Annotated in this window: 22 protein-coding genes; 12 read left to right on the top strand and 10 right to left on the bottom strand. The window is 60.4% G+C overall.

Annotated elements, in window-relative coordinates:
- Positions 1-27: 27 nt before the first annotated feature.
- From O3W47_RS12575 to O3W47_RS12550, 6 genes are all read right to left on the bottom strand, one after another.
- Entirely contained in the window at positions 28-1,071 is a 1,044-nt protein-coding gene (locus O3W47_RS12575) for a zinc-dependent alcohol dehydrogenase family protein (protein ID WP_137452942.1), read from the bottom strand.
- A gap of 95 nt (positions 1,072-1,166) precedes the next feature.
- Positions 1,167-2,225, bottom strand: coding sequence for an ABC transporter ATP-binding protein (locus tag O3W47_RS12570; RefSeq protein ID WP_137452943.1), 1,059 nt, complete (start codon positions 2,223-2,225; stop codon positions 1,167-1,169).
- Between the two features lie 12 nt (positions 2,226-2,237).
- Entirely contained in the window at positions 2,238-3,020 is a 783-nt protein-coding gene (locus O3W47_RS12565; protein ID WP_127757289.1) for an ABC transporter permease, read from the bottom strand.
- Complete coding sequence (locus O3W47_RS12560) at positions 3,017-3,901, bottom strand: ABC transporter permease (RefSeq protein ID WP_269313877.1); 885 nt, start codon at positions 3,899-3,901, stop codon at positions 3,017-3,019. Before O3W47_RS12560 ends, O3W47_RS12565 begins: the two co-directional genes overlap by 4 nt.
- A 102-nt stretch (positions 3,902-4,003) precedes the next feature.
- Entirely contained in the window at positions 4,004-5,110 is a 1,107-nt protein-coding gene (locus tag O3W47_RS12555) for an ABC transporter substrate-binding protein (RefSeq protein ID WP_137452945.1), read from the bottom strand.
- 290 nt (positions 5,111-5,400) lie between these two features.
- Positions 5,401-6,279: a MurR/RpiR family transcriptional regulator gene (locus O3W47_RS12550; RefSeq protein WP_137452946.1), complete on the bottom strand. Its 879-nt coding sequence runs from the start codon at positions 6,277-6,279 to the stop codon at positions 5,401-5,403.
- A 174-nt stretch (positions 6,280-6,453) separates the two neighbouring features.
- Between O3W47_RS12550 and O3W47_RS12545 the strand changes: the two genes are divergently transcribed.
- From O3W47_RS12545 to O3W47_RS12505, 9 genes are all read left to right on the top strand, one after another.
- Positions 6,454-7,227: an N-formylglutamate amidohydrolase gene (locus tag O3W47_RS12545; RefSeq protein WP_137452947.1), complete on the top strand. Its 774-nt coding sequence runs from the start codon at positions 6,454-6,456 to the stop codon at positions 7,225-7,227.
- A 226-nt stretch (positions 7,228-7,453) separates the two neighbouring features.
- Complete coding sequence (locus tag O3W47_RS12540) at positions 7,454-8,968, top strand: amino acid permease (RefSeq protein WP_137452948.1); 1,515 nt, start codon at positions 7,454-7,456, stop codon at positions 8,966-8,968.
- Between the two features lie 64 nt (positions 8,969-9,032).
- Positions 9,033-10,400, top strand: coding sequence for a glutamine synthetase family protein (locus O3W47_RS12535; RefSeq protein WP_269313876.1), 1,368 nt, complete (start codon positions 9,033-9,035; stop codon positions 10,398-10,400).
- 18 nt (positions 10,401-10,418) lie between these two features.
- Positions 10,419-11,807, top strand: a complete 1,389-nt coding sequence (locus O3W47_RS12530; RefSeq protein WP_269313875.1) for an aldehyde dehydrogenase family protein — start codon at positions 10,419-10,421, stop codon at positions 11,805-11,807.
- A complete protein-coding gene (locus tag O3W47_RS12525) occupies positions 11,804-12,949 on the top strand; it encodes an iron-containing alcohol dehydrogenase (RefSeq protein WP_269313874.1) in 1,146 nt (381 codons plus the stop codon). Before O3W47_RS12530 ends, O3W47_RS12525 begins: the two co-directional genes overlap by 4 nt.
- A gap of 12 nt (positions 12,950-12,961) precedes the next feature.
- On the top strand, positions 12,962-13,342 hold the full coding sequence (locus O3W47_RS12520) for a hypothetical protein (protein WP_269313873.1): 381 nt from the start codon (positions 12,962-12,964) through the stop codon (positions 13,340-13,342).
- A 166-nt stretch (positions 13,343-13,508) separates the two neighbouring features.
- Positions 13,509-14,225 (top strand): ParA family protein, encoded by a 717-nt coding sequence (locus O3W47_RS12515; RefSeq protein ID WP_269313872.1) that lies wholly within the window; start codon positions 13,509-13,511, stop codon positions 14,223-14,225.
- A gap of 145 nt (positions 14,226-14,370) precedes the next feature.
- On the top strand, positions 14,371-15,018 hold the full coding sequence (locus O3W47_RS12510; protein ID WP_080818665.1) for a TetR/AcrR family transcriptional regulator: 648 nt from the start codon (positions 14,371-14,373) through the stop codon (positions 15,016-15,018).
- A gap of 46 nt (positions 15,019-15,064) precedes the next feature.
- Positions 15,065-16,270: an MFS transporter gene (locus tag O3W47_RS12505; RefSeq protein WP_269313871.1), complete on the top strand. Its 1,206-nt coding sequence runs from the start codon at positions 15,065-15,067 to the stop codon at positions 16,268-16,270.
- Between the two features lie 68 nt (positions 16,271-16,338).
- Here the strand turns inward: O3W47_RS12505 and O3W47_RS12500 are convergent, their stop codons facing one another.
- A complete protein-coding gene (locus O3W47_RS12500; protein WP_174025232.1) occupies positions 16,339-17,727 on the bottom strand; it encodes a L,D-transpeptidase family protein in 1,389 nt (462 codons plus the stop codon).
- A gap of 155 nt (positions 17,728-17,882) precedes the next feature.
- Here O3W47_RS12500 and O3W47_RS12495 point away from each other — a divergent pair, with 155 nt between their 5' ends.
- From O3W47_RS12495 to O3W47_RS12485, 3 genes are all read left to right on the top strand, one after another.
- On the top strand, positions 17,883-18,716 hold the full coding sequence (locus tag O3W47_RS12495; RefSeq protein ID WP_269313870.1) for an aldose 1-epimerase family protein: 834 nt from the start codon (positions 17,883-17,885) through the stop codon (positions 18,714-18,716).
- Positions 18,717-18,843: 127 nt separating this feature from the next.
- A complete protein-coding gene (locus O3W47_RS12490; protein WP_003522797.1) occupies positions 18,844-19,182 on the top strand; it encodes a TIGR01244 family sulfur transferase in 339 nt (112 codons plus the stop codon).
- A gap of 48 nt (positions 19,183-19,230) precedes the next feature.
- A complete protein-coding gene (locus tag O3W47_RS12485; RefSeq protein ID WP_003494829.1) occupies positions 19,231-19,572 on the top strand; it encodes a RidA family protein in 342 nt (113 codons plus the stop codon).
- 270 nt (positions 19,573-19,842) lie between these two features.
- Here the strand turns inward: O3W47_RS12485 and O3W47_RS12480 are convergent, their stop codons facing one another.
- The 3 genes from O3W47_RS12480 to O3W47_RS12470 all read right to left on the bottom strand — a co-directional run bounded on the left by O3W47_RS12480 (position 19,843) and on the right by O3W47_RS12470 (position 23,663).
- The gene (locus tag O3W47_RS12480; RefSeq protein ID WP_269313869.1) at positions 19,843-20,607 is read right to left on the bottom strand and encodes a HugZ family pyridoxamine 5'-phosphate oxidase; all 765 of its coding nucleotides are present in this window, start codon (positions 20,605-20,607) and stop codon (positions 19,843-19,845) included.
- A gap of 189 nt (positions 20,608-20,796) precedes the next feature.
- Positions 20,797-22,464 carry a thiamine pyrophosphate-binding protein gene (locus tag O3W47_RS12475; protein WP_269313868.1) on the bottom strand — a complete coding sequence of 556 codons (1,668 nt, stop codon included), beginning with the start codon at positions 22,462-22,464 and terminating at the stop codon, positions 20,797-20,799.
- Positions 22,461-23,663, bottom strand: a complete 1,203-nt coding sequence (locus O3W47_RS12470) for a CaiB/BaiF CoA transferase family protein (protein WP_269313867.1) — start codon at positions 23,661-23,663, stop codon at positions 22,461-22,463. The genes O3W47_RS12475 and O3W47_RS12470 overlap by 4 nt, the downstream gene beginning before the upstream one ends.
- Between the last annotated feature and the right edge of the window lie 23 nt (positions 23,664-23,686).

Raw genomic sequence — 23,686 nt, 5'->3', positions numbered from 1 at the left:
AACCTCAGACGGTCTCAGGAGCCTGCACTATTCGAACCGGTCGATGATGCTGATGCCGCTTTCCCTGAAGCTGTCCATGGCGGGCAGGGCGGTTGCTGCCTCAGTCAGTGAGATGTGGCGGCCGATCAGCTTTTCCGGCGCGAGCCTGCCGCTTTCGATCATCGCCAGCATGTCCTCGTAACGCCACGCCTGCATGCCGTGGCTGCCATAGATCTCCAGCTCATGCGCGATCACCCGCGCCATGGGAATGGCGGGCATGGCGTGGTCTGCCAGCATCAGCCCCACCTGCACATGGCGGCCGCGCCGACGCAGATTGCTGATGGAGTTGCAGCAGGTCTGCGGGTGGCCGAGCGCATCGACAGAGACATGTGCACCACCACCCGTCACCTCGCGAACCGCCTCGGCAACATCGGCAACCGCGCGGCTGTTGATGGTGGCGCTTGCTCCAAGCTGCCGCGCAAGTTCGAGCTTGTCTTCGGCAATGTCGATGGCGACGACCTGCGCGCCGAGGCCAGCGCCGATCATGATGGCGGAAAGACCGACGCCGCCGCAGCCGTGGACCGCCAGCCATTCGCCGCCCTTCAGGCGCCCCTGATCGGTCACGGCCCGGAAGGAGGTGGCGAAACGGCAGCCGAGGCCGGCGGCGGTGGCGTAGCTCATCGTATCCGGCAGATGCACGAGGTTCTGATCGGCATAATCGATGGCGACATATTCGGCGAAGGAACCCCAATGGGTGAAACCGGGCTGGAACTGCGCCTCGCAGACCTGCTGATTGCCGGAACGGCACTCATGGCAATGGCCGCAGCCGGAAACGAAGGGCACGGTGACGCGGTCGCCGGTCTTGAAGCGGGTGACGTTCCTGCCCACAGCGGCGATCACGCCGGCGAATTCGTGGCCGGGAACGTGCGGCAGGCGAATATCCGGGTCATGCCCCATCCAGCCGTGCCAGTCGCTGCGGCAGAGGCCGGTCGCCTTTACCTCGATGACCACGCCGCCATCGGTCGGTTCCGGATCGGGCAGGGACGCGACAACCGGGGTCTCGCCGAACAGTTCGTAAAAAAGCGCGCGCATCATGGCCTCACATGGTTGGTATGCAGGTTCGAAGTCATACCTGCTCTACCATTTCCCGCAAATGGGCGAAGCGGTTTTACGTCTGGAAAAGCGCTTTAGTCCTTGATGACCATCAGGTCGCCGGCTGCGAATTTCAGCGTCACCTGCTCACCGACGGCGGGCGGTGCTGTGCCGGGATCGTTGAACATGTCGAAAGACAGGGTCGAGCCGCCGAGATCGAGGCGGGTGCGGATCACGGAGCCGAGGAACTGGCTGGAGGTGACGAGGCCGGAAATGGCGACATCGCCTTTCGCATCGCTGCCGAGCGAGCCCGCTTCCGGCCGAAGGGCAAGGGTGATTTTTTCGCCATTTGCCGCATCGACCGGCCTGTGGAGGGTGATCTGCTGCTCTCCGACACGGATGGTGTTGGATGAGGAATCGACCACAGCGGCGTCGATGAGGTTCAGCGTGCCGACGAAAGAGGCGACGAAGCGGGTCGCGGGCTTGTTGTAGATATCGAACGGGGAGCCGATCTGGTCGGCGCGGCCGCCATTCATGACGACGATGCGGTCAGAAATCGACAGGGCCTCTTCCTGATCGTGGGTTACGAAAATGGTGGTGATGCCGAGTTTCTGCTGAATCTGGCGGATTTCCTCACGCAGCGACACGCGAATCTTGGCGTCAAGCGCGGAGAGCGGTTCGTCCAGCAGAAGCACTTCCGGTTTCGGCGCGAGCGCGCGGGCAAGCGCCACGCGCTGCTGCTGGCCGCCGGACATCTGGTAGGGGTAACGGTCCGCGAGATGCTCCAGATGGATGAGCTGGAGCATTTCTTTCACGCGGGCGTCGATCTCGGCTTTCGGCTTGCCGGCGACTTTCAGGCCGAAGGCGACGTTTTCATAAACATTCATGTTGGGGAACAGCGCATAGGCCTGGAACACCATGCCGATATTGCGCTGGTTCGGTCTGAGCGCCGTCTGGTCCTTGCCGTTGATGACGATGGATCCGCCGCTCGGGGTTTCGAAGCCGGCGATCATGCGCAGCACGGTGGTCTTGCCGCAGCCCGATGGCCCGAGGAAGGAGACAAACTCGCCCTTTTCGATGGCCATGTTGAAATCATGCACGACCTGCACGGAGCCGAAGGATTTCTTGATGTTGCTAAGTGTCAAAAAGCTCATGAAATATTGTCCTCAGGCCTTGGGAGGCGCGCCCTTCTGGTAGCGTGAAACGAGTTGGATCAGACCCAGGCAACCCCAGGTGATGCCGAAGGAAATCACGGCAAGTGCGGCCGGTTCATAGGCGCGGTTGGCGCCAAGCAGCTGCATGTAGGGGCCGAAGGCCGGGCGGTTCAAAAGGGCTGCCATGGTGAATTCACCGATGACGATGGCGAAGGTCAGGAACGCACCGGACAGCACGGCGACCAGAACATTGGGCAGGATGATGCGCGAGAGGATGGTCGTCCAGCCCGCGCCAAGGCTCTGAGCCGCTTCCGTGAGCGTCGCCACATCGATGGTTCGGAGGCCGGTATCGACGGCGCGGTACATATAGGGCAAGGCCAGTGTGGCATAACCGAACATCAACAGCAGGTTGGTGCCGAAGCTCGTGCCGGTCAGCGGCAGCCAGCTCGACGTGTTGTAAAGCCGGATGTAACCGAAGACGATGACGATGGCCGGAATGACCAGCGGCAAAAGCGTGATGAACTCGATATAGGGGCGCAGGCCTGGCAGTTTCAGGCGCACCCAATAGGCGGTGGGCACCACCAGCAGAACCCCGAAGACGATGGTGAACAGCGCCATCACCACGGAATAGCTGAAGGTTTCCTGAAAGCGCGGATCGGTCAGCACCTTGGCATAGGCGTCGAAGGAATATTCGCCGCGCCGCATTTTCAGCGAGAAGTTGGTCATGCCGATCAGCGGCAGGGCGAAATAGAGCAGGCCGAAGATCAGCGCGCCCCAGGCGAAAAACCGCTTCATTTCAGCCACCTTTCGCTGCGGGCGCGCAGCCAGATATAAAGCGCATTGGCGATGCCGGTGACGACGATCATACCGAAGGCGAGCGCGTAGCCGAGATGCGGGTTGCCGAGAACGTCGCCGCGAATCTGTGCGAAAAGCAGGATTGGCACGATGTTGAGCGAGGAGCCGGTGAGCGCGATTGCGGTCGCCACCGCGCCGAAGGCGTTGGCGAAGAGCAGCGACATGGTGCCAAGCAGCGACGGCAGCAGGATGGGGAAGGCCACCATGCGCCAATATTGCAGGCCGGTTGCGCCGAGGATTTCCGCAGCCTCGCGCCATTCGCGTTTCAGCCCGTCCAGCGCCGGCGTGATGATGAGGATCATCAACGGTATCTGGAAGAACAGATAGGTGACGGTGAGACCCCAGAAGGACAGGATGTTGAAGCCGAGGAGCCTGAGATCGATGCCGACCTGCGTCTTCAGAAAGACGGTCAGGAGGCCGACCGGGCCAAGCGTGGCGATGAAGGCGAAGGCGAGCGGCACGCCGGCAAATTGCGAAGCGACGCCGGAAAAGGTCAGAAGCGGTCCGCGAATGCGCTGCGGCAATCCGCCAAGCACCACGGCGGCCGCCACGGCAAAACCGATCAGGCAGCCCAGCGCCGCCGAAGCGAGGCTGATCTTGATCGAAATCCAGTAGGCCGCAAGGATGGAGGAGGTGAAAAGCCCGGCGATATTGTCCAGCGTGAAGCTGCCATCCGTCCGCTGAAACGCGCCGATGACGATCTTCATCGTCGGCAGAATCAGAAACAGCAGAACAAAAACGGCAAAAGGTACGATCCCTATCCAGTGAAGAGGCAGTTTTCTGCCCGCGTCGGAAGGTCCGCCGGTGTTGGTCGATGACATGCCTTGTCCCCAAACGCCGCTTTCAAAACGGTCTGTCTATTAAGGTATTCATTATAAAAGAAGCACCCCGGCTTTGATCGGCCGGGGTGCGTTTTCAACAGTTTACTTCACGTTCGCGCCGACAACGCTGTCCCAGCCGCCGGTGACGGCAGCCTTGTTGGCGTCGACTTCCTCGAGCGTCGGGAAGATCGCCTTTTCATAGGCTGCTGCCGGCGGCAGGCTGTCGATCAGTTCCTGCGGAACCTTGCCGGCCTTGACCATGGCGTTGAAGCGGATCGGGTGGCAATAACCCTTCAGCCAGCCGAGCTGACCGTCGTCGGAATAGAGGTGCTCCATCCACAGCTTGGCAGCGTTCGGGTGTGGCGCGTAGGCGGAAATGCCCTGCACGTAAACGCCGGCGAGAACGCCCTTCTCAGGGACGACGACTTCCGTCGGCGGGTTGTCGTTCAGCGTCTTCTTCCAGGAAAGGGCGTTATAGTCCCAGGCGACGATGATCGGGGTCGCGCCCTGCGCCAGCGTACCGGCCTTGCCGATGACCGGCAGGAAGTTGCCGGCCTTGTTGAGGTCGGCGAAATATTTCAGGCCGGCTTCACCGGCTTCCTTGCCAGACTTTGCACCGGTGGAAAGACCGGCGGCGAGAACGCCGAGGATCGCCTGGTTGGAGGCGCGCGGATCGCCGGCAAGCGCTACCTGACCGGAATATTCCGGCTTCTGCAGGTCGGCCCAGTCCTTCGGCGTGTTCTTGACGAGGTCCTTGTTCACGAACATCGACATGACGCCGTAATAGTCGCCGTACCAGTAACCTTCCGGATCCTTGACGTTGTCAGGGATTTCGTCCCAGGTGGAGACCTTGTAAGGCTGCAGCAGGCCTTCGGCCTTCATCTGCGGGCCGAAAGCGAGGCCGACGTCGACGACGTCAGGAGCCTGCGGGCCCTTGTTGTCCTTGTTCGCCTTGATGGCTTCGACTTCGTCGGCGGAGCCGGCGTCCGGGTTCAGTTCGTTGACGGTGATTTCCGGGTACTTCGCCTTGAAAGCGGCGATGACGTCGCCGTAACCGCACCAGTCGTGCGGCAGCGCGACCGTGGTCAGCATGCCTTCCTTCTTGGCGGCAGCGATCAGTTCGGCGCTCGGCTCAGCGGCGGCGATCGCGGTGGAAGCGATGACCAGTGCGGTGGTCGTAGCAAGCAGTCGGCGGCAGTGAGAGATCACTTTTTTCTCCTCTTCGTGTTCTCATATTGCGGACGCTGATACGGATTCTCGATGAAGCTAATGTGACGGCTGGATTGCAATTTATTTATCCGGATTCCGCCACTTTACACTCGTTTTCCGCCATTATCAGGCTTGTGTGCCTGCAATTGCGGGAGTTGCCCGTTGTCGTCCGTTAGATCAGATGCGTTCCCCAGCTTGGTGTTTTCCCCTGCTTTATCGTGCTGGCGGCGATCGCAGGTATCCAATCAGCGTGCGGCATCCGCGTCAAGTCGTATGCCGGCTATGCAAATTCATGTTCTTTGCGGCCTGCGGAACAGCCGCGTCTGTTCGAACAGGCCTTCCAGTGCATTCATGCGTTCCCTGGTTTCATCCCAGGTGCCGCTCTGCACCGCTTCGATCAGGGCTTCGACCACGAACAGGGTGACAACGGAGGAATCCCATGCCGAGGGAGCCTCGATCCTGACGCGGAAAATGTGCAGCGCGTGGCGCGCCACCGGCGATGTCCATTGATCGGTGAAGAGAATGATCTGCACGCCGTTGGCTTTCGCCACTTCGGCCAGCGTCGTCATGTCGTGCTCGTAGCGGCGGATGTCGAAGATAACGAGCACGTCGCCGGCGCTCATGTTCAGCATATATTGCGGCCAGGCGCTGGAATTCGACGACATCAGCGCCGTCTTCGGCCGGATCACCTGCATATGGGTGAAGAAATATTCGGCAATCGCACCGGTGATGCGTCCGCCGACGAAATAGATGCTGCGCTTGCGGTCGGAAAGCAGCGCTGCGGCATTGTCGAAGACGGCGGTGTCGAGATCGCTCAGCGTATCGCGCAGATTGCCGGTGATGGCATCTGCGAAGCGGTTGAGAATGTGCAGGCCGGGCGCATTGGTCGCCCAGCGGTCATGTTTGGCGATGGGGCCGGAGATCGTCGCTTCCAGTTCCTGGTGCAGATGCGCCTGAAATTCCGGATAGCCCTTGTAGCCGAGCTTCTGCACCATGCGCGCCACCGTCGGCGTCGAAACGCCGGCATTTTCCGCAATGGTGGTGATGCTGCCGAGGCCGGAGACGGGGTAGTTGCCGAGCAGGCTCTCCGCCAGCCGTTTTTCCGAACGGGTCAGCGCATCGTAGTGGGCATGGATGACATCCGACACGGTCGCCGTCGTGCTGCGCAAATTTTTCCCCTTCCGGTCTTCTGCCGGTGCATGGCTAAAATAAACATCTGTGCCAGCTATCGAGTCAATGGGAAAATGAAGAGAAAATTTCAAAATTCCATTTGACACTCGCAATAATGTGAAGAATTCTTTTCGGTATTGACGGAGCGCGGGGTTTCCGGGCGGGGTTCGTGCATGACGGTGCGGTCACGGTTTTTCACAGAAGCGGAAGGGCAGGCCGTCGGCATCGAGAATGCTGGGGCTAAGGGCGACGTCCTTCTCGTCTGCGAACATGCCTCCGCCACCATCCCGCAGAAATTCGGTACACTGGGTCTTTCGCCGGAGGTGCTTTCGAGCCATGCGGCGTGGGATCCGGGCGCTCTGGCCGTTGCCCGGCTGCTTTCGGAAAAGTTTGACGCCACGCTCGTCTACCAGCGATTTTCGCGCCTTGTCTACGATTGCAACCGGCCGCCCGAATCGCCTTCCGCCATGCCGGTGAAAAGCGAGATTTACGATATTCCCGGCAATTTCGATCTCAGCGAAGCGGAGCGGTTCGCCCGCACCTCAGCACTTTATGTGCCGTTTCATGACCGGGTGAGCGAGATCATCGCCGCGCGGCAGGCGGATGGCCGTAACGTGGTGGTGGTGACCATCCACAGTTTCACGCCGGTTTATCACGGCCGGTTCCGAAAGGTTGAGATCGGCATCCTGCACGATACCGACAGCCGTCTCGCGGATGCGATGCTGGCGGGCGCCGAAGGGTCCTCGCTTACGGTCAACCGTAACGATCCCTATGGCCCGGAAGACGGCGTGACGCATACGCTGCGGCTGCATGCGCTGCCGGACGGGCTTTTGAACGTCATGATCGAGATCCGCAACGATCTCATCACCAATGAAGGAGAGCAGGCGGCAATCGCCGGTTTTCTCCACGAGCTTATGGGGAAGGCGCTCTCATCTATCGATGAGTGAGGGAGCTATGGCCGGCCGATGGTGAAAACACCGGGGCCGGCTGCCAGATGAGACTGCCGCCATTTTATAAAAACCGGCCATGCAGCCGGAAAAACACGAAGCGGCAAGGGAACAGCAAGTGCGTGCGGCCAATCGCGGGAGACTCCCGGGTGAGGCCAAAAACTGGGGCACAATCGGCCAATAACGGCTGACTGGCTTGTTTTTTTCTTATTCAGGAGAGAAGGGCATGGACAGTTCATCGTCAGGCGTCAGCTACAAGAAGGCTGATGCATCCTATTTCGAAAAACGCGGACTATCCCGCTATGCGGGCGTGTGGTCGCTCTGGTCGCTCGGCGTCGGCGCGGTCATTTCCGGGCATTTTTCCGGATGGAATTTCGGCTTTTCCACCGGCGGCTGGGGCGGCATGCTGGTGGCGGGCATCATCATCGCCATCATGTATCTCGGGCTGACATTTTCGATCGCGGAAATGAGCCCGGCCTTGCCGCATACGGGTGCGGCCTATTCCTTTGCCCGCACGGCCATGGGCCCATGGGGCGGCTTCATCACCGGACTTTGCGAGAATGTCGAATATGTGTTGACGCCGGCGGTCGTCGTCACCTTCATCACGGCCTATGTGAACTCCATTCTGGGCCTCGATCCGGCCTATTCACCCTTCGTGTGGATAGCATTTTACGCGATATTCCTTGCGCTCAATGTCTTCGGGCTTGAGCTTTCCTTCAAGGTGACGCTGGTCATCACGCTGATTTCGCTTGCCGTTCTGGTGTTCTTCTGGATCAGCGCCATCCCGAACATCGATTTTTCGCGTTTCGCGCTCAATATCGGTGTCGGACCTGACGGTAAGGCGGTGGAGCTGCCGGAGGGCGGCGGTTCCTTCTTCCCCTTCGGCTTCTCGGGCGTTCTCGCCACGCTGCCTTTCGCGGTCTGGCTGTTTCTCGCCATCGAGCAGCTGCCGCTGGCGGCGGAAGAATCGGTCGATCCCAAGCGCGACATGCCAAAGGGCATCATCCTCGGCATGGTGACGCTGATGGTTTCGGCCTTCATGATCGTGCTGCTCAACCCGTCCCTGCCGGGCGTCGGCGCCTTCCATCTCGGCTCCTCGCTGGAGCCGCTGCTCGATGGTTTCAAGGCGATCTACGGCGATGGCGGCGTGGTGCTGCTCGGTCTCGTCGCGCTTACCGGCCTGATCGCCAGCTTCCACACGATCCTCTACGCGCAGGGTCGCCAGATCTATTCGCTGTCGCGTGCGGGTTACTTCCCGACGGTGCTGTCGATCACCCATTCCAAATACCGCACGCCATACGTGGCCAATATTTCCGGCGCGATTGTCGGTCTCGCGGTCATGCTCGTCATCTGGTTCGCGCTGGGTGCGGAACAGGGCGGCAGCATCATCGGCAGCGTACTTTTGAACATGGCCGTGTTCGGTGCGATGTTCTCCTACATCATGCAGGCGATTTCCTTCATCCTGCTCAGGAAGAACCTGCCGCATATCGAGCGGCCGTTCCGTTCGCCCTTCGGCATTCCGGGCGCGGTGCTGACCGTTATCATCGCCATCGTCACGCTGCTTTACCAGATCCAGGATCCGAACTTCACCAAGGGCGTGCTCTGGGTGGCGGTCTGGTTCGCCGTGGCGATTGCCTATTTCGCCTTTGTCGGACGCCATCGCCTCATCCTGTCGCCGGAAGAGGAATTCGCGCTGGAGCACAAGCAGGCTGCGGTTGCCGCAGCGGCTGCAAAGGCCTGATGTTCAAACAAACGGGCGGCCGCATGCCGGCCGCCCGGCCACGACAATAAAGGGAACGGACAAAATGACGAGCTATACATTCGACGCGCTTAAAATGGATGTCGCCGAGGGGCGCATCGACACGGTTCTGGCCTGCCTTGTCGACATGCAGGGGCGTCTGATGGGCAAGAGATTTCAGGCCGAATTCTTCGTTGAAAGCGCCTTTGAGGAAACCCATAGCTGTAATTACGTGCTTGCCACCGACATGGAGATGGAGACCGTTCCCGGCTATAAATCCTCCAGCTGGGAAAAGGGTTATGGCGACTATGTGCTGAAACCCGATCTTTCGACGCTGCGGCGCGTGCCGTGGCTGGAAGGCACGGCGCTGGTGCTCTGCGATGTGCTTGACCATCACACCCATGAAGAGGTGCCGCATTCGCCGCGTGCGTTGCTGAAAAAGCAGGTGGCGCGGCTGGAGGCCATGGGGCTGAAAGCCTTCATGGCGACCGAGCTGGAATTTTTCCTGTTCGACCAGACTTTCGACGCGGCGCGCGCCAGCGGTTACAAGGGCCTGAACCTCGCCAGCGGTTACAACGAGGATTACCACATCTTCCAGACGACCAAGGAAGAGGACGTCATGCGGGCGCTGCGCAAGGGCCTGCAGGGCGCCGGTATTCCGGTTGAAAACTTCAAGGGTGAGGCGTCTCCCGGCCAGGCGGAAATCAACGTTCGTTATGCCGAAGCGCTGACCATGGCCGACCGGCACGCCATCATCAAGAACGCGACCAAGGAGATTGCGTGGTCGAAGGGCAAGGCGGTGACTTTCCTTGCCAAGTGGAATTACAACGCCGCCGGCAGTTCCTCGCATATTCACCAGTCTCTCTGGAGCGCTGACGGCAAGACGCCGGCCTTCCTCGACAAGGACGCCAAACACGGCATGTCGGAGCTGATGCGGCATTATGTTGCCGGGCTTCTCGCCCATGCCAGCGAGATAACCTATTTCCTCGCGCCCTATATCAATTCCTACAAGCGGTTCATGGCCGGCACGTTTGCGCCGACCAAGGCGATCTGGAGCCTCGACAACCGCACGGCCGGATATCGCCTGTGCGGCGAGGGCACGAAGGGCATCCGCATCGAATGCCGTGTCGGCGGATCCGATCTCAATCCCTATCTCGCGATGGCGGCTCTTCTTGCGGCGGGCATTGACGGCATCGAAAATAAACTTGAACTTGAGCCCGCTTTTGTCGGTGACGCCTATGGCGGCAAGGATGTGCGCGAGATACCCAAGACCCTGCGTGACGCCACTGCCTTTCTGGACGGATCGAAAATGCTGCGCAACGCCTTCGGCGACGATGTGATCGATCATTACGTTCATGCCGGACGGTGGGAACAGGAAGAATACGACCGCCGCGTGACCGACTGGGAAGTGGCGCGCGGTTTTGAACGGGCCTAATCATTACGGGAAAATATCATGACCATGATCCAGAATATCTCGCCCATCGACGGCTCGGTTTATGCCGAGCGGGAGGCGATGTCGCTGGAGGCGGCGCGGGCCGCCGTTTCGAAATCGCGCAAGGCGCAGAAAGACTGGGCTCGACGTCCGCTTGAGGACCGCGTTCAGCTGGTTCTGAAGGGTGTGGCGCGCCTCAACGAAATGGTGGCGGATGTTGTGCCGGAACTGGCGCATATGATGGGCCGACCGGTTCGTTATGGCGGCGAGTTCAAGGGCTTCAACGAGCGCTCCAATTATGTCGCGTCGATTGCCGCCGATGCGCTGGCGCCGCTCGTCATCGAGGAAAGCGGCAATTTCGAACGTCGCATCGAGCGCGAGGCGCATGGCGTGGTCTTCGTCATCGCGCCGTGGAACTATCCTTACATGACGGCGATCAACACCGTCGCGCCCGCTTTGATGGCCGGCAATACGGTGGTCATCAAACATGCGGCGCAGACGTTGCTGGTCGGCGAACGCATGGTGCGGGCTTTTGTCGAGGCTGGGGTGCCTGATGATGTCTTCATCAACGTCTTCCTCGACCATGGAACGACTTCTGCGCTGATTTCCGAGGGCCTGTTCAACTTCGTCAATTTCACCGGTTCGGTGGAAGGCGGTCGCGCCATTGAGCGCGCCGCTGCCGGCACCTTCACCGGCCTCGGGCTTGAACTCGGCGGCAAGGACCCCGGTTATGTGATGGAGGATGCCGATCTCGATGCCGCCGTCGATACGCTGATGGATGGCGGCACCTATAATTCCGGGCAATGCTGCTGCGGTATCGAGCGCATCTACGTCAATGAAAACCTCTATGACGAATTCGTCGAGAAGTCGGTGGCGTGGGTTTCGAACTACAAGCTCGGCAATCCGCTGGAGCAGGAAACCACGCTCGGGCCGATGGCCAACAAGCGGTTTGCCAAGGTGGTGCGGGCGCAGATTGCCGACGCCGTTGCCAAGGGCGCCAAGGCGCTGGTCGATCAGACGCTTTTCCCGGCCGATGATGGCGAGAGTGCTTATGTCGCGCCGCAGATCCTCGTCAATGTCGATCATTCCATGGAATTCATGACCGAAGAGACTTTCGGTCCCGCCATCGGCATCATGAAGGTCAAGAACGACGATGAAGCCATCGCGCTGATGAATGACAGCAAATACGGCCTCACCGCTTCGCTCTGGACGCAGGATGCGACACGGGCAGCAAGGATCGGCCGCGAAATCGAGACCGGAACCGTGTTCATGAACCGCGCCGATTATCTGGATCCGGCGCTTTGCTGGACCGGTGTGAAGGAAACCGGCCGTGGCGGTTCACTTTCCGTCCTCGGTTTCCAGAACCTGACCCGCCCGAAGTCCTACCATCTGAAGAAAGTCACGAAATGAATATCGTCGCCAACTGGAGCTACCCCACCGCCGTCAAGCTTGGCCGTGGCCGGATCAAGGAACTGGCGGAAGCCTGCAAGACGCTCGGCATCAGGAAGCCGCTTCTCGTGACGGATCGCGGCCTTGCCAATATGGCGATCACCGCGCATGCGCTGGATGTGCTGGAAGAGGCAGGCCTCGGCCGGGCGATCTTCGCCGAGGTCGATCCGAACCCCAACGAGATCAACATGGAAGCCGGCGTGAAAGCCTATCGCGATGGTGGCCATGACGGCGTCGTCGCCTTCGGCGGCGGCTCTGGCCTTGATCTGGGCAAAACCATCGCGTTCATGGCCGGGCAGACACGCCCGGTCTGGGATTTCGAGGATATCGGTGACTGGTGGACCCGGGCGGATGCTTCCAAGATCGCGCCCATTGTCGCCGTTCCGACAACCGCTGGTACGGGTTCGGAAGTCGGCCGCGCCAGCGTCATCACCAATTCGCAGACCCATGTGAAGAAGATCATCTTCCATCCGAAGCTCTTGCCGGGCGTCGTCATCTGCGATCCGGAGCTGACGGTCGGCATGCCGAAGGTCATCACGGCCGGCACGGGCATGGATGCTTTCGCCCATTGCCTTGAAGCCTATTCCTCGCCGTTCTATCACCCGATGAGCGCCGGCGTGGCGCTGGAGGGCCTGCGTCTCGTCAAGGAATTCCTGCCGCGCGCCTACAAGGACGGCACGGATATCGAAGCGCGCACCAATATGATGGCAGCGGCGGCGATGGGGGCGGTGGCCTTCCAGAAGGGCCTTGGCGCCATTCACTCGCTTTCGCATCCGATAGGCGCTGTCTACAACACCCATCACGGCATGACCAATGCCGTCGTCATGCCGGCGGTGCTGCGCTTCAACCGCCCTGCCATCGAAGACAAGATTGCCCGCGCGGCCGCCTATCTCGGTATCTCCGGCGGTTTCGACGGTTTTTATGATTACGTGCTGGAGCTTCGCAAGGAACTCGGCGTACCGGAAAACCTGACCGCCATGGGCATCAAGCCGGATCGTATCGACGAACTGGCGGCGGAAGCGATCAAGGATCCGAGCTGCGGTGGTAATCCAGTGCCGATGACGCTGGAAAATACCAGGAAGTTGTTCGAGGATTGCTTTTAAAGGTTGGGCAGAGTGACTGCGAGATTCTCACTTTTTTCGTCACTGATCGCGGTGGCGTTGTTGGGGGCGCCTGTCGTTGCGCAGGCTGCTTCTTTTAAGGAACTGTCAGGGCAGGGCTACAAAGTTGGAGCCCTCTCGAGCAACAAGGCGGGAATTCGAGGCTGGAACCTGTCTAAAGGTTCTGACCGCTATTTTTGCGAGATGCGCGCGACCATGGCCTATTCCGGAAAAAATGGCATCGTGTCCTTCACCAGTGCCGGGCGCATGATTTCGCTTGATCGCAATACCGTTGAGAAAAGGCTGGGCGGTTCGCTGAATCTGCCCAAATATGAAGATCTTAAAGCCGGCCGGTTGCGGGCGGACGATGTGGGCTCCTGCCGCAAGCTGATGTAATCCACTGAACTGGAGAAGCCCGCGACGACCCGGTCGCGGGCTTTTCGTTGCCCGGCATAACCGTTCTTAGCCTTTTATTAACCCTGTTCGTTAAGATTGTGGAAAGCACCATGAATTGCTTCGGTGCGTGAATGAGCATGAAACGGCTCTGACCAACAGGGGTGTCATGTCAGTCATCACTTTCGCCAATACCAAGGGCGGTGCTGGAAAAACCACCGCCGTGCTGCTTCTGGCAACCGAACTGGCCCGCAGCGGTCACCGCGTGACGGTTCTGGATGCCGATCCGCAATTGTGGATTTCCCGCTGGCACGAATTATCAGGCGATATCGAAAATCTTTCGGTGATTTCGCATGTGACGATGGCGTCGCTTGAGGGCCATATTCGCGTGAATAAAACCAGCACCGACTGTTTCATCATCGATCTGCCGGGAGCGAAGACCCCGCTTCTGACCATGGCTCTTGGCATTTCCGATCATGTGCTGATCCCGGTTCAGGGCTGCGCCATGGATGCACGCGGGGCCGCCGAGGTTCTGGACCATATCGAATTTCTGAACCGAAAGATGGGCAAGGAGATTGCCCATTCCATCGTGCTGACGCGGGTCAACGCCATGGTGGCGACGCGTTCGCTGCTGCTGGTCAAGATGCTGCTGGCCGAGAAAAATGTCTCGGTTCTCAACACCCCGATCGTCGAGAGAGCCGCCTATCGCGATATTTTCGACCTTGGCGGCACGCTTCTCTGTCTCGATAAGACCAAGGTGAGCAATATCGACAAGGCGGTCGAGAATGCCAGAGCATTCGCGGACGAAGTGCTTGGCCTGCTGCCGAAACGCCTGTTGCGGCTCGGTACGCCACCCGCGCGCCTTTTCACCCGTAAAGCCGCCTGAAATATTGCTTTCAATTTTCGATCCGTCTGCGGCGCTCATAACCGCAGACGGATGATGCTGCCTCGGACCATTGGCGGCCGTCAGGCTTGCCGGCGTGTCAGTCGTCGCTTTTCAGCGATGGCTTCATTATTTGCTTGATTTGGAAATGATCGTTTCCTATATTCCGGCCATGAGCAATATCAACCAGACCCTTTCACCGGAACAGCGCCATCGCGGCAGGCCGCGCGAGTTTGACGTCGACCGTGCGCTCGATGGGGCGATCCGTGTTTTTTCGCGACGCGGTTATCATGCCACCTCCGTCGGTGATCTCACCGATGCGATGGAACTGGCGCAGGGCAGTCTTTACAAGGCTTTCAAGGACAAGAAAGCCATCTTCATCGCCACGATGGAGCGCTACAGGATCGTGCAGACAGAGCGTTTCGAGGCGGCGGTGGCCGGTTGTGACACCGGTTATGAGCGTCTGAGAGCGGGCCTGATGTTCTATGCGGAACGGTCGCATGGCGGTGTCGGCTCTGACGGATGTCTGGTGGTTGGTGCTGCTGCCGATCTGGCGGCTCTGGATGACGATATTGCAATCGTGGTCGAGCGGGCGGTGAAGGCGAGGGAGCGAATTGTCGCCCGCCTCGTTGCCGAAGGGCAGAAGGATGGTTCCGTGCGTTCGAAGGCCGATCCCGACGATCTCGCCCGGGCGATGCTGTGCATGATGTACGGCATGCGTGTGGTGGGAAAAACGGGGCGAAGCCTCAAAGACATGGTGGCCGTGGTGGATATCGCCATGAAGCTTGCCGATTGATTTTGTGACTATTTAGGAAACGATTGTTTCCATATTGGAGAAAATGATGACGACGCGTGTAATTGAAGGGGATGATGTCGAGGCAACATCCATTTCCCCGGCCTTGACGTTCCTCTTGGCGACAGCCTGCGGACTGATTGCCGCAAATCTTTATTATGGCCAGCCGCTTGCCGGCATCATCGGGGCGGAGCTTGGTCTTTCCGCCGGCGCTACAGGCTTGATCGTGACCCTGACGCAGATCGGTTACGGTGTCGGCCTGCTGTTCGTCGTGCCGCTTGGCGATCTCGTTGAAAACCGCAAGCTGGTGGTCGGTTCCGTCTCGATGGCGGTGCTTTCCCTTGTGGCAGCGGCATTCGCGCCGCATGCGGCCCCGTTTCTGATTGCGGCCTTTCTGGTCGGCGTCAGTTCGGTCGCAGTGCAGGTCATCGTTCCCTATGCCGCCCACATGGCGCCGCACGCGATTCGCGGCCGGGTGGTCGGCAATGTCATGAGCGGGCTGATGGCCGGCATCATGCTGGCGCGGCCGGTCTCCAGCCTGCTGTCGGAAGTCGTTTCGTGGCGCGGCGTCTTCCTGACGTCGGCGGCAGTCATGGCGCTTCTTGCCGTCGTGCTCTTCCGGCTTTTGCCGCCGCGCATGCCGGAGGCAAGGCTGGGTTACGGCTCGCTGATGGCCTCGATGGGCAGGCTTGCCCTCCACACGCCGATCCTGCGGCGGCGGGCAATTTACCATGCCTTCCTGTTTGCCGCTTTCAGCCTGTTCTGGACCACGACGCCGCTTTATCTGAGCGGGCCGCATTTCAACCTGAGCCAGGGTGAGATCGCGCTGTTTGCGCTTGCCGGGGCTGCGGGCACCGTGGCTGCGCCAATTGCCGGGCGGATGGCCGATCGCGGCTGGACCCGTGCGGCCACTTTCCTTGCATTGGTGGCGGTGGCGCTCTCCTTCGCCATCACGCATCTTGCGCCCGAAGGCTCGCATCTGGCGCTCGCCATCTTGGTGGTCGCTGCCATCGTTCTGGATTTCGGCGTCACCACCAATCTGGTGCTTGGCCAGCGCGCCATCTTCACGCTGGGGGCGGAATTCCGCAGCCGCCTGAACGGCATCTATATGGCGACGTTTTTCATGGGCGGCGCAATCGGTTCCGCCGTGGGCGGCTGGGCTTATGCTGTCGGCGAATGGCAAGCCGCCTCATGGATCGGTTTCGCCTTGCCGGTGGCCGCCCTGCTGTATTTCCTGACGGAAAAGCACGACTGAAACGCCGCCAAATGAAAAAAGCCCGACGGACCAAACCGCCGGGCTTTTTCTCTTTATTCCGGTCGATCCTATTCCGCGAATTCGACCACTACGCCGGGGCGGACCATCTTTGCCAGTTCCGTTGCATCCCAGTTGGTCAGGCGGATACAGCCGTGGCTGTTTGTCTTGCCGATCTTCGAAGGTTCCGGCGTGCCGTGAATGCCGTAGGTCGGCTTCGACAGGGCAATCCAGACCGTGCCGACCGGGCCGTTCGGACCCGGCGGGATCTGCAGGATCTTGTCGTTCTGGCCCTGCTTGAAGTTGATCTTCGGATTATAGGTGTAGCCGGGATTGAGCGCGATGCGCTCCACCGTGTGCGTGCCGCTCGGTGAGGGCGTATCCGTGGAACCGATGGTGGCCGGATAGGCGGCAATCAGATTGCCGTCCTGACCATAGGCGAAGACCTGCTTGATGCCCTTATGTGCGACGATGCGGGCAACCTGTCCCTTTTTCGTCTCGCCCGGATTGACGACCTTGATGATGGTGCCGGGAACGGAAAAATCGATGCCCGGGTTCAGTTCCTTCAGATAGTTCTCATCCATGTGGAAGCGTTCGGCGAGCGCTTCCGAAGTCGAGGTGAAGGAGAGGGCAGGCAGTTGCGACTTCTCTGCATAGTCGTCCGGGATGGAGGCGACATAGGGGCCGGCGGCGTCGGCGGCGGTGATGGTGTAGTCGACAATAGGCATGCCGCCGGAAGCGCGCAGACGCTCCAGAATGTCATCGGAATTGTTGGGGTCGAGCTTCTCGCCCGTCATGTCCTGCCAGGCGGCAATCGCCTTGTTGACGTTGTCGCCCATCTTGCCGTCGATCACGCCGGGCGAGATGCCCTCGCGATCAAGGAATGTCTGAAGCGCGACGATTTCCTGGCGCGAGCGATTGACCGGCGTTGTTACCGGCGTATGGCGCTCGATCAGGTGGTCCGGCTGCGGAACGGCGGCCGTGGTGCTTTCGCCCGGCATCGGCTGGCCGAGCGGGCCGCTTTCCACCGCACCGGGTGCGGGAACGGAGCCGGTATAGAAATTCTCGTCGGAACCGTCGCCGCGATATTCGCGGTAATCGCGCACGCTGCCATTGTCCTGATAGCCGTAGTCGCGCTGCGGCTCGCGATACTGGCCGCCGGGGGCCGGCGGATAATAGGTGGTGTCGCGCTGGCGCGCCTGCTGCCGCTGCTGGTAGCCGGAGGGCATTTCGGTGGCGAGAAGATTGCCGTACTGGTCGTAAAACACCGTGCGTCCCATGGAATCGCGGCTGATGACGATATCGCCGCGCTCCGGCATGAAGTCGAGAACGCGACCGTCCGGAGTGACCAGCATCGTCTGCTGATCGCCATAACGCTGCTGCGCGCCAGCCTGTAGCGGGGCGATAGCTGCCACCAGCGCGACTGTCAGACCCAGAGCTGCGTTAAGAAACTGTTTCACGATTCTGCTATCCCTTGCTTGTTCACCGATAAACACACCGCAATCTTGACCCTATTGTGAAAAAGGTGAATTCGCGGTTAATGCAATCTTAATTTCCGTCACGACTAGTAGCGTTTCCGTGATTCATGCGTTTTTACTGCCACAGGGAGGTTGTCTTGCGTTCGTTTCAGGCCGGCAGATCGCCACGCATTTTCCTCGATGAAACCTCCGTTTTCGATATCGGCGCCTGTGTTGTCGATGGCATCGACATCGCGCCCGGCCGCGCCATCCCCGACGATGGCGATGCGCGCATCGACCATTCGCTGGAAGGCTTTCTGTTCACCTGCGGCCCCGACCATATCCGCCATCCCGAGCCGATCCATGGCGACGGTGAGGGGCGTCGATATCCGCTGCATGGATCCTTTTCCTCCCATCCCGCGACGATCATCGCGTTCGATGTTCATGAGTCCAATGCACTGGCGCGCGTCGAGGTTCCCGTGAAGCTTGCCGATGGTGGCACCGCACTTCTGGAACGGACATGGCGTATCGACGGGGAAAGCGGCGAAGTCAGCCTCGATGACCGGATCGTTAACACGTCCGAGCGGCCGATCCCGGTGTTCCTGATGTATCACATGAATATCGGTGCTCGTCTGTTTGACGATGCCGTGCGGCTTAAGGGTGTGATGCTGGATGACGGCGGCCATGGCTGGCGTTTCGGCGAGGAGCCGGGCAATGTTTTCTGTGTTCCCGCCGGCAATGATGATTGGGCGGAATTGAAGCTTGGTCCCGTCGCGGCCATTGGCGGGAAGACGCTGACCGTGCATTTTCGCACGGAGACGCTGCCCTATCTGCAGATGTGGCGGAACCAGCAGGAGCCCGCCAATGTGCTCGGCATCGAGCCGGTTTCGCATCGCTGGGTGGGGCGGAGCGAGCTTGAGGCCGCCGGCGAATTCAATATTGTCCAGCCGGGTCAAAGTCGCTCCTTCGGCCTGCGCTTTTCCATCCTCTGAATGCCGTACCGAATGAGGACACCACATCATTGACGCATGGGTTTTGAGCCCTTACATCGGATGCGGATTTCTAAGGGTGGCGAGAGCGTGCCAGCGGCGCGGACGCCGGTTTCAGCGGAGGCATGACATGGATATCAGGCGCATAGACGACGAATATTCGGTAACGGGACAGATCAGCGTCGCCGATCTCGACGAGATCAAGGCGCTCGGCTTCAAGTCGATCGTCTGCCACCGCCCTGATGGTGAAGAAGACGGCCAGCCGCTTTTCGCCGATATTGCCGAGCGTGCCGAACAGCTTGGCCTCACCATCATGCATGTGCCGGTCGGTCGCTATGGCGTCGACGCCGACGCCGTTGCCGGCATGGTGGATGCGCTGGACGAATTGCAGCGCCCGATGCTCGGCTATTGCCGTTCCGGCGCGCGCTCCACGGCGATTTACGAAAAGACCCATCACCTGCGCGGCTGATTTTTCGCGCTTCATTTTGTTTTAAATGCCAATCAACAGGAGTTTTCCATGACCATCAAGCGTATCGAGCCGGGCAAGCGCATGAGCGGCGCCGTCGTTCACGGCAACACCGTTTATCTGGCCGGCCAGGTTGGCGAGGGCACGAGCGTTACGGAACAGAGCAAGTCCGCTCTCGCTGAAGTCGACCGCCTGCTGGCCGCTGCCGGTTCGGACAAGTCGAAGATCCTGCAGACGATCATCTACCTCTCCGACATGTCCACCTTCGGCGAAATGAACGCTGTCTGGGAAGGCTGGATCGACCCGGCAAACCCGCCGGCCCGCGCCACCAGCGGCGCACCATTGGCAACGCCGGACTACAAGGTTGAATTCATCGTGACCGCTGCTCTCTGAGCATCCGTCTGAGTTTTTAAGAAAGGGCCGGGTCGCGGAATGCGGCCCGGCCTTTTTTGATGGGATGGGGTCAAAAACGCTCCCCGTCATGCCGGGCTTGACCCGGCATCCAGCCACGGCGCGTCTGCGCCGTGAAAAGAGTCTTTCGCGATCAAGGACTTGATCGCGCTGGACCCCGGATCTAGTCCGGGGTGACGGCGCGGCGTGGCGACATGGCCACAAAATGCCAAGTAGAAGCAATTTTCATGTTTTTTGAATCGCTTGCGTCCGTCACCTCACCGGCGAAGCAAGCGCCTTCTCAAACTGCTTCAACGTCGTCACCCGCTCCTCAAACCAAAGCCGGGCCAGATCGCTGGCCGAGGCGAGATCGATACCATCCGGGTCGATGGAGGTGATCGTCCAGCGGCCGCTTTTTGCGCCGGCCAGAACGGCAAGCCGGGCCGCTTCGCCCTTGATGGCGTTAAGGCGGGTTGCTTCGCTTTCCGCCGCCGCCATCAGTTCGTCTGCGCCTGAGAGATTGGTGCGCAGATCGGCGGGGGTGATGTTGCTGGCATTGCGGGCCGGGCCGCCATTGATCTGCACACCTTCCGTCCGCAGCCGATAAAGCCTCGTGTCGGGAAGGGAGAGATAAAGTTTCGCTTTGGGGTAGCGGGCAATGTAGCGCGCGATGGCGAGCGGCGCTTCATCCGGGTCGATTTGCTCCGCCTTGCCCACCAGTGTCAGGCGCGGCAGCGTCAGTGCATCGCCTTTGCCGAAGGGGGCGAGCGTCAGCGAGATGCGCGCGTCCGCCTCCATGTTGCGGGCATGCAGCGTCAGCCCCGCCGCGAAGAAGAACGGCGTGCCATCCGGTTCGATGCCGATATTGGTGGCGGTCGTGTAGGGATAACCGCTGACGGGATCGAGGGTCGCAAGCGCTGCCGTGCGGGAAGTGTGCAGCACATCCCGGGCCACGCGCACGGCCTCGAAAGGCGCGCCCGCCGAGGGCTCGATTTTTGCGCCGCGCGGGGTGATGACGGGAGAGGCTGCATCCGGCATGTCGTTTCCTGATCCAAAGGGCTGCTGAAAGAAGTGCGAGATCCCTCTTTCGTCATGCTCGGGCCTGTCCCGAGCATCTGCAACCGATGAACTTTACGATACGTGATTGGATCCTCGGGACAAGCCCGAGGATGACGTCAAGCGAGCGTCAGGATTTACACCATGCCGGAGCCGTGTCCATGCATAATGTCAGCTTCCGGTCCTGATCTGCGTCAGGGTACGCGTCGGCGTGATGGCTTCCGCATCGAGCTTCACCTCGATGATGGCCGGCTTGCCGCTGGCCCGCGCCCGTTCGAAGGCGGCGGCGAAGTCTTCGGTCTTTTCCACCGTTTCGCCGTGGCCGCCATAGGCTTTGGCAAAGGCGTTGAAATCCGGATTGACAAGATCGGTGCCGCTGACACGTCCGGGATATTCCCGCTCCTGATGCATGCGGATCGTGCCATAGGTGCCGTTATTGACCAGTACCGTGATGATCGGCAGGCCGTAACGGACCGCGGTGATGAATTCCTGTCCGTGCATCATGAAACAGCCGTCGCCGGCAAAGCAGATCACCTCACGCTCGGGGAAAAGGTGCTTCGCGGCGACCGCCGCCGGCAGACCGTAACCCATCGAGCCTGATGTCGGGGCCGATTGCGTGTTGAAGCGGCGGAAGCGGTGGAAGCGGTGCACCCAGGTGGCATAATTACCCGCTCCATTGGTGAAGATCGCATCCTCGGGCACATTGGCCTCGATCCAGTCCATGATCGGACCCATCTGCACCGCGCCGGGGCCGGTCTGCGGTGGGGTGGACCAGTTGAGATAAGCAGCGTGCATGGCGGCCGTGCGCTCGGCCCATGCTGTTTTTGCCGGAAGCGAGATGGAGGAGAGGGCAGCGACGAAATTTTCCGGTGCGGCGCAGATTGCGAGATCGGGACGGTAAACGCGGCCAAGCTCTTCGGCTTCCGGATAGATATGGACGAGTTTCTGCGACGGGTAGGGGATGTCGAGCAGCGTATAACCGGAAGACGGCATTTCGGAGAGGCGGCCGCCGAGCAGCACCACGAGATCGGCCTCCTTGATCTCCTTGGCCAGCGCCGGATTGATGCCGATGCCGACATCGCCCACATAGGAGGGGCTGAAGTGATCGAACAGCATCTGGCGGCGGAAGGAACAGCCGACGGGCAGCTTGTTGTTTTCGGCAAAAACCTTGAAGCCTGCGACGCTTTCCTCGGACCACCGGGTGCCGCCGATGATGAAGACCGGGCGCTTTGCCTCGCCCAGCATGTTTGCGAAGGCGGCCATCTGCGACGGGCCGGGATGTGCCTCGACCGGAGTATAGGGCTTTGCCTCAGGCGCTTCGACCTCTTCCACCAGCATGTCTTCGGGCAGCGTCAGAACCACCGGGCCGGGACGGCCGGAGGTGGCAACAGTGAAGGCGCGGGTGACGAATTCGGGAATGCGGCGGGCATCGTCGATCTCGCCCACCCATTTGGCGAATTCGGTGAAGGCGCGGCGATATTCCACTTCCTGAAAGGCCTCACGCTCACGCGCTTCGCGCTGAACCTGGCCGATGAAGAGGATCATCGGAATGGAATCCTGCCTTGCGATGTGCAGGCCCGCCGAGGCGTTGGTGGCACCCGGTCCACGGGTCACCATGCAGATGCCGGGTTCGCCCGTCAGCCGGCCCCATGTATCTGCCATCATCGCAGCGCCGCCTTCCTGGCGGCAGACCACGGTTTCGATGCCGCTTTCATAAAGCGCATCCAGCACAGCGAGATAGCTTTCGCCCGGAACGCAGGAAACGCGAGAGACGCCATTGGCCTTCAGCGCTTCGACGATCAGTTGCCCGCCTGTTCTTTTCATTCCGGCTGCAGTCATGGCGTCGTGGTCCTTTCGATGTTTTCCAGTTCGGCCAGCACCTGCGCCTGATGTTCGCCGAGCTTCGGGCTTGGGCGTTCATAGCGCAGCGGCGTTTGCGACATGATAATGGGTGTGCGAACACCGGGGATGACGGTGCCGTCTTCCGCCTCCAGATCGACGCGGAGGCCGCGCGCCTTCACCTGCGGATCGGCGAACATTTCCTCGATGGAATTGATCGGCCCGGCGGGGACGGCGTTCTTTTCGCAGGCGGTCAGAAGATCGCGCTTCTGCCATTTCAGCGTTTCGGTGGAAACGATTTGCCGGACTTCCGCTTTGTGGGCCACGCGGGCCTTGTTCGTCGCGTAACGTTCGTCATCGGCAATCGCGCCGATGCCGAGAATGGTGCAAAGGCGGCGGAACTGGCCGTCATTGCCGACCGCAAGGATCAGGAAACCGTCAGCCGTCGGCACCACCTCATAGGGGGAAATATTCGGGTGGGCGTTGCCGAGCCGGACGGGAGGCTTGCCGGAAATCAGATAGTTCATGTTCTGGTTGGCGAGCACGGCCGATTGCACATCGAGAAGCGCCATGTCGATATGCTGGCCTTCGCCGGTGCGGATGGCATGGATCAGAGCCGCCTGAATGGCCGATACCGAATAGATGCCGGTGAAGATATCGGCCACCGCCACGCCCGCCTTCATCGGCTGGCCGTCGGCTTCGCCCGTGATAGACATGAAGCCGGACATGCCCTGCACGATATAATCGTATCCGGCGAGATCGGCATAAGGGCCGGTCTGACCGAAGCCGGTGATGGAGCAATAGATCAGTTTCGGATTGAGCACTCTCAGGCTCTCGTAATCGAGGCCATATTTGGCAAGCCCGCCGCGCTTGAAGTTCTCGATGACGACATCGGCGGTGCGCACCAGCCGGCGCACCAGCTCGCAGCCCTCGGGTGTCTTCAGATCGGCGACGATGGAGCGCTTGCCGCGATTGGTGGCGTGGTAATAGGCGGCGGAGAGGTTTTCCCCATCGCCGCTTTCGACGAAAGGCGGTCCCCATGCGCGGGTATCGTCGCCGCCCTCGGGGTTTTCGACCTTGATAACGTCAGCCCCCATATCGGCCAGCATCTGCCCTGCCCAGGGACCGGCCAGAACACGCGCCAGCTCGATGACGCGAATGCCTGATAGCGGCGGTTTCCTGTTCGGCATGTCGGTCATCGGTCCCCCGGTATTTTGTGTCT

The organism is Agrobacterium sp. LMR679, from assembly GCF_027157905.1.
GTDB classification, from domain to species: domain Bacteria; phylum Pseudomonadota; class Alphaproteobacteria; order Rhizobiales; family Rhizobiaceae; genus Agrobacterium; species Agrobacterium leguminum.
The sequence above is the reverse complement of the archived record's forward strand: the minus strand, read 5'-3'. Positions and strand labels throughout refer to the sequence as shown.

Excerpts from the sequence above, each read along its gene's own strand:
- O3W47_RS12575 (WP_137452942.1), bottom strand. The coding sequence starts at position 1,071 with ATGCGCGCGCTTTTTTACGAACTGTTCGGCGAGACCCCGGTTGTCGCG.
- O3W47_RS12570 (WP_137452943.1), bottom strand. The coding sequence starts at position 2,225 with ATGAGCTTTTTGACACTTAGCAACATCAAGAAATCCTTCGGCTCCGTG.
- O3W47_RS12565 (WP_127757289.1), bottom strand. The coding sequence starts at position 3,020 with ATGAAGCGGTTTTTCGCCTGGGGCGCGCTGATCTTCGGCCTGCTCTAT.
- O3W47_RS12560 (WP_269313877.1), bottom strand. The coding sequence starts at position 3,901 with ATGTCATCGACCAACACCGGCGGACCTTCCGACGCGGGCAGAAAACTG.
- O3W47_RS12545 (WP_137452947.1), top strand. The coding sequence starts at position 6,454 with ATGACGGTGCGGTCACGGTTTTTCACAGAAGCGGAAGGGCAGGCCGTC.
- O3W47_RS12540 (WP_137452948.1), top strand. The coding sequence starts at position 7,454 with ATGGACAGTTCATCGTCAGGCGTCAGCTACAAGAAGGCTGATGCATCC.
- O3W47_RS12535 (WP_269313876.1), top strand. The coding sequence starts at position 9,033 with ATGACGAGCTATACATTCGACGCGCTTAAAATGGATGTCGCCGAGGGG.
- O3W47_RS12530 (WP_269313875.1), top strand. The coding sequence starts at position 10,419 with ATGACCATGATCCAGAATATCTCGCCCATCGACGGCTCGGTTTATGCC.
- O3W47_RS12525 (WP_269313874.1), top strand. The coding sequence starts at position 11,804 with ATGAATATCGTCGCCAACTGGAGCTACCCCACCGCCGTCAAGCTTGGC.
- O3W47_RS12515 (WP_269313872.1), top strand. The coding sequence starts at position 13,509 with ATGTCAGTCATCACTTTCGCCAATACCAAGGGCGGTGCTGGAAAAACC.
- O3W47_RS12510 (WP_080818665.1), top strand. The coding sequence starts at position 14,371 with ATGATCGTTTCCTATATTCCGGCCATGAGCAATATCAACCAGACCCTT.
- O3W47_RS12505 (WP_269313871.1), top strand. The coding sequence starts at position 15,065 with ATGACGACGCGTGTAATTGAAGGGGATGATGTCGAGGCAACATCCATT.
- O3W47_RS12490 (WP_003522797.1), top strand. The coding sequence starts at position 18,844 with ATGGATATCAGGCGCATAGACGACGAATATTCGGTAACGGGACAGATC.
- O3W47_RS12485 (WP_003494829.1), top strand. The coding sequence starts at position 19,231 with ATGACCATCAAGCGTATCGAGCCGGGCAAGCGCATGAGCGGCGCCGTC.
- O3W47_RS12480 (WP_269313869.1), bottom strand. The coding sequence starts at position 20,607 with ATGCCGGATGCAGCCTCTCCCGTCATCACCCCGCGCGGCGCAAAAATC.
- O3W47_RS12475 (WP_269313868.1), bottom strand. The coding sequence starts at position 22,464 with ATGACTGCAGCCGGAATGAAAAGAACAGGCGGGCAACTGATCGTCGAA.
- O3W47_RS12470 (WP_269313867.1), bottom strand. The coding sequence starts at position 23,663 with ATGACCGACATGCCGAACAGGAAACCGCCGCTATCAGGCATTCGCGTC.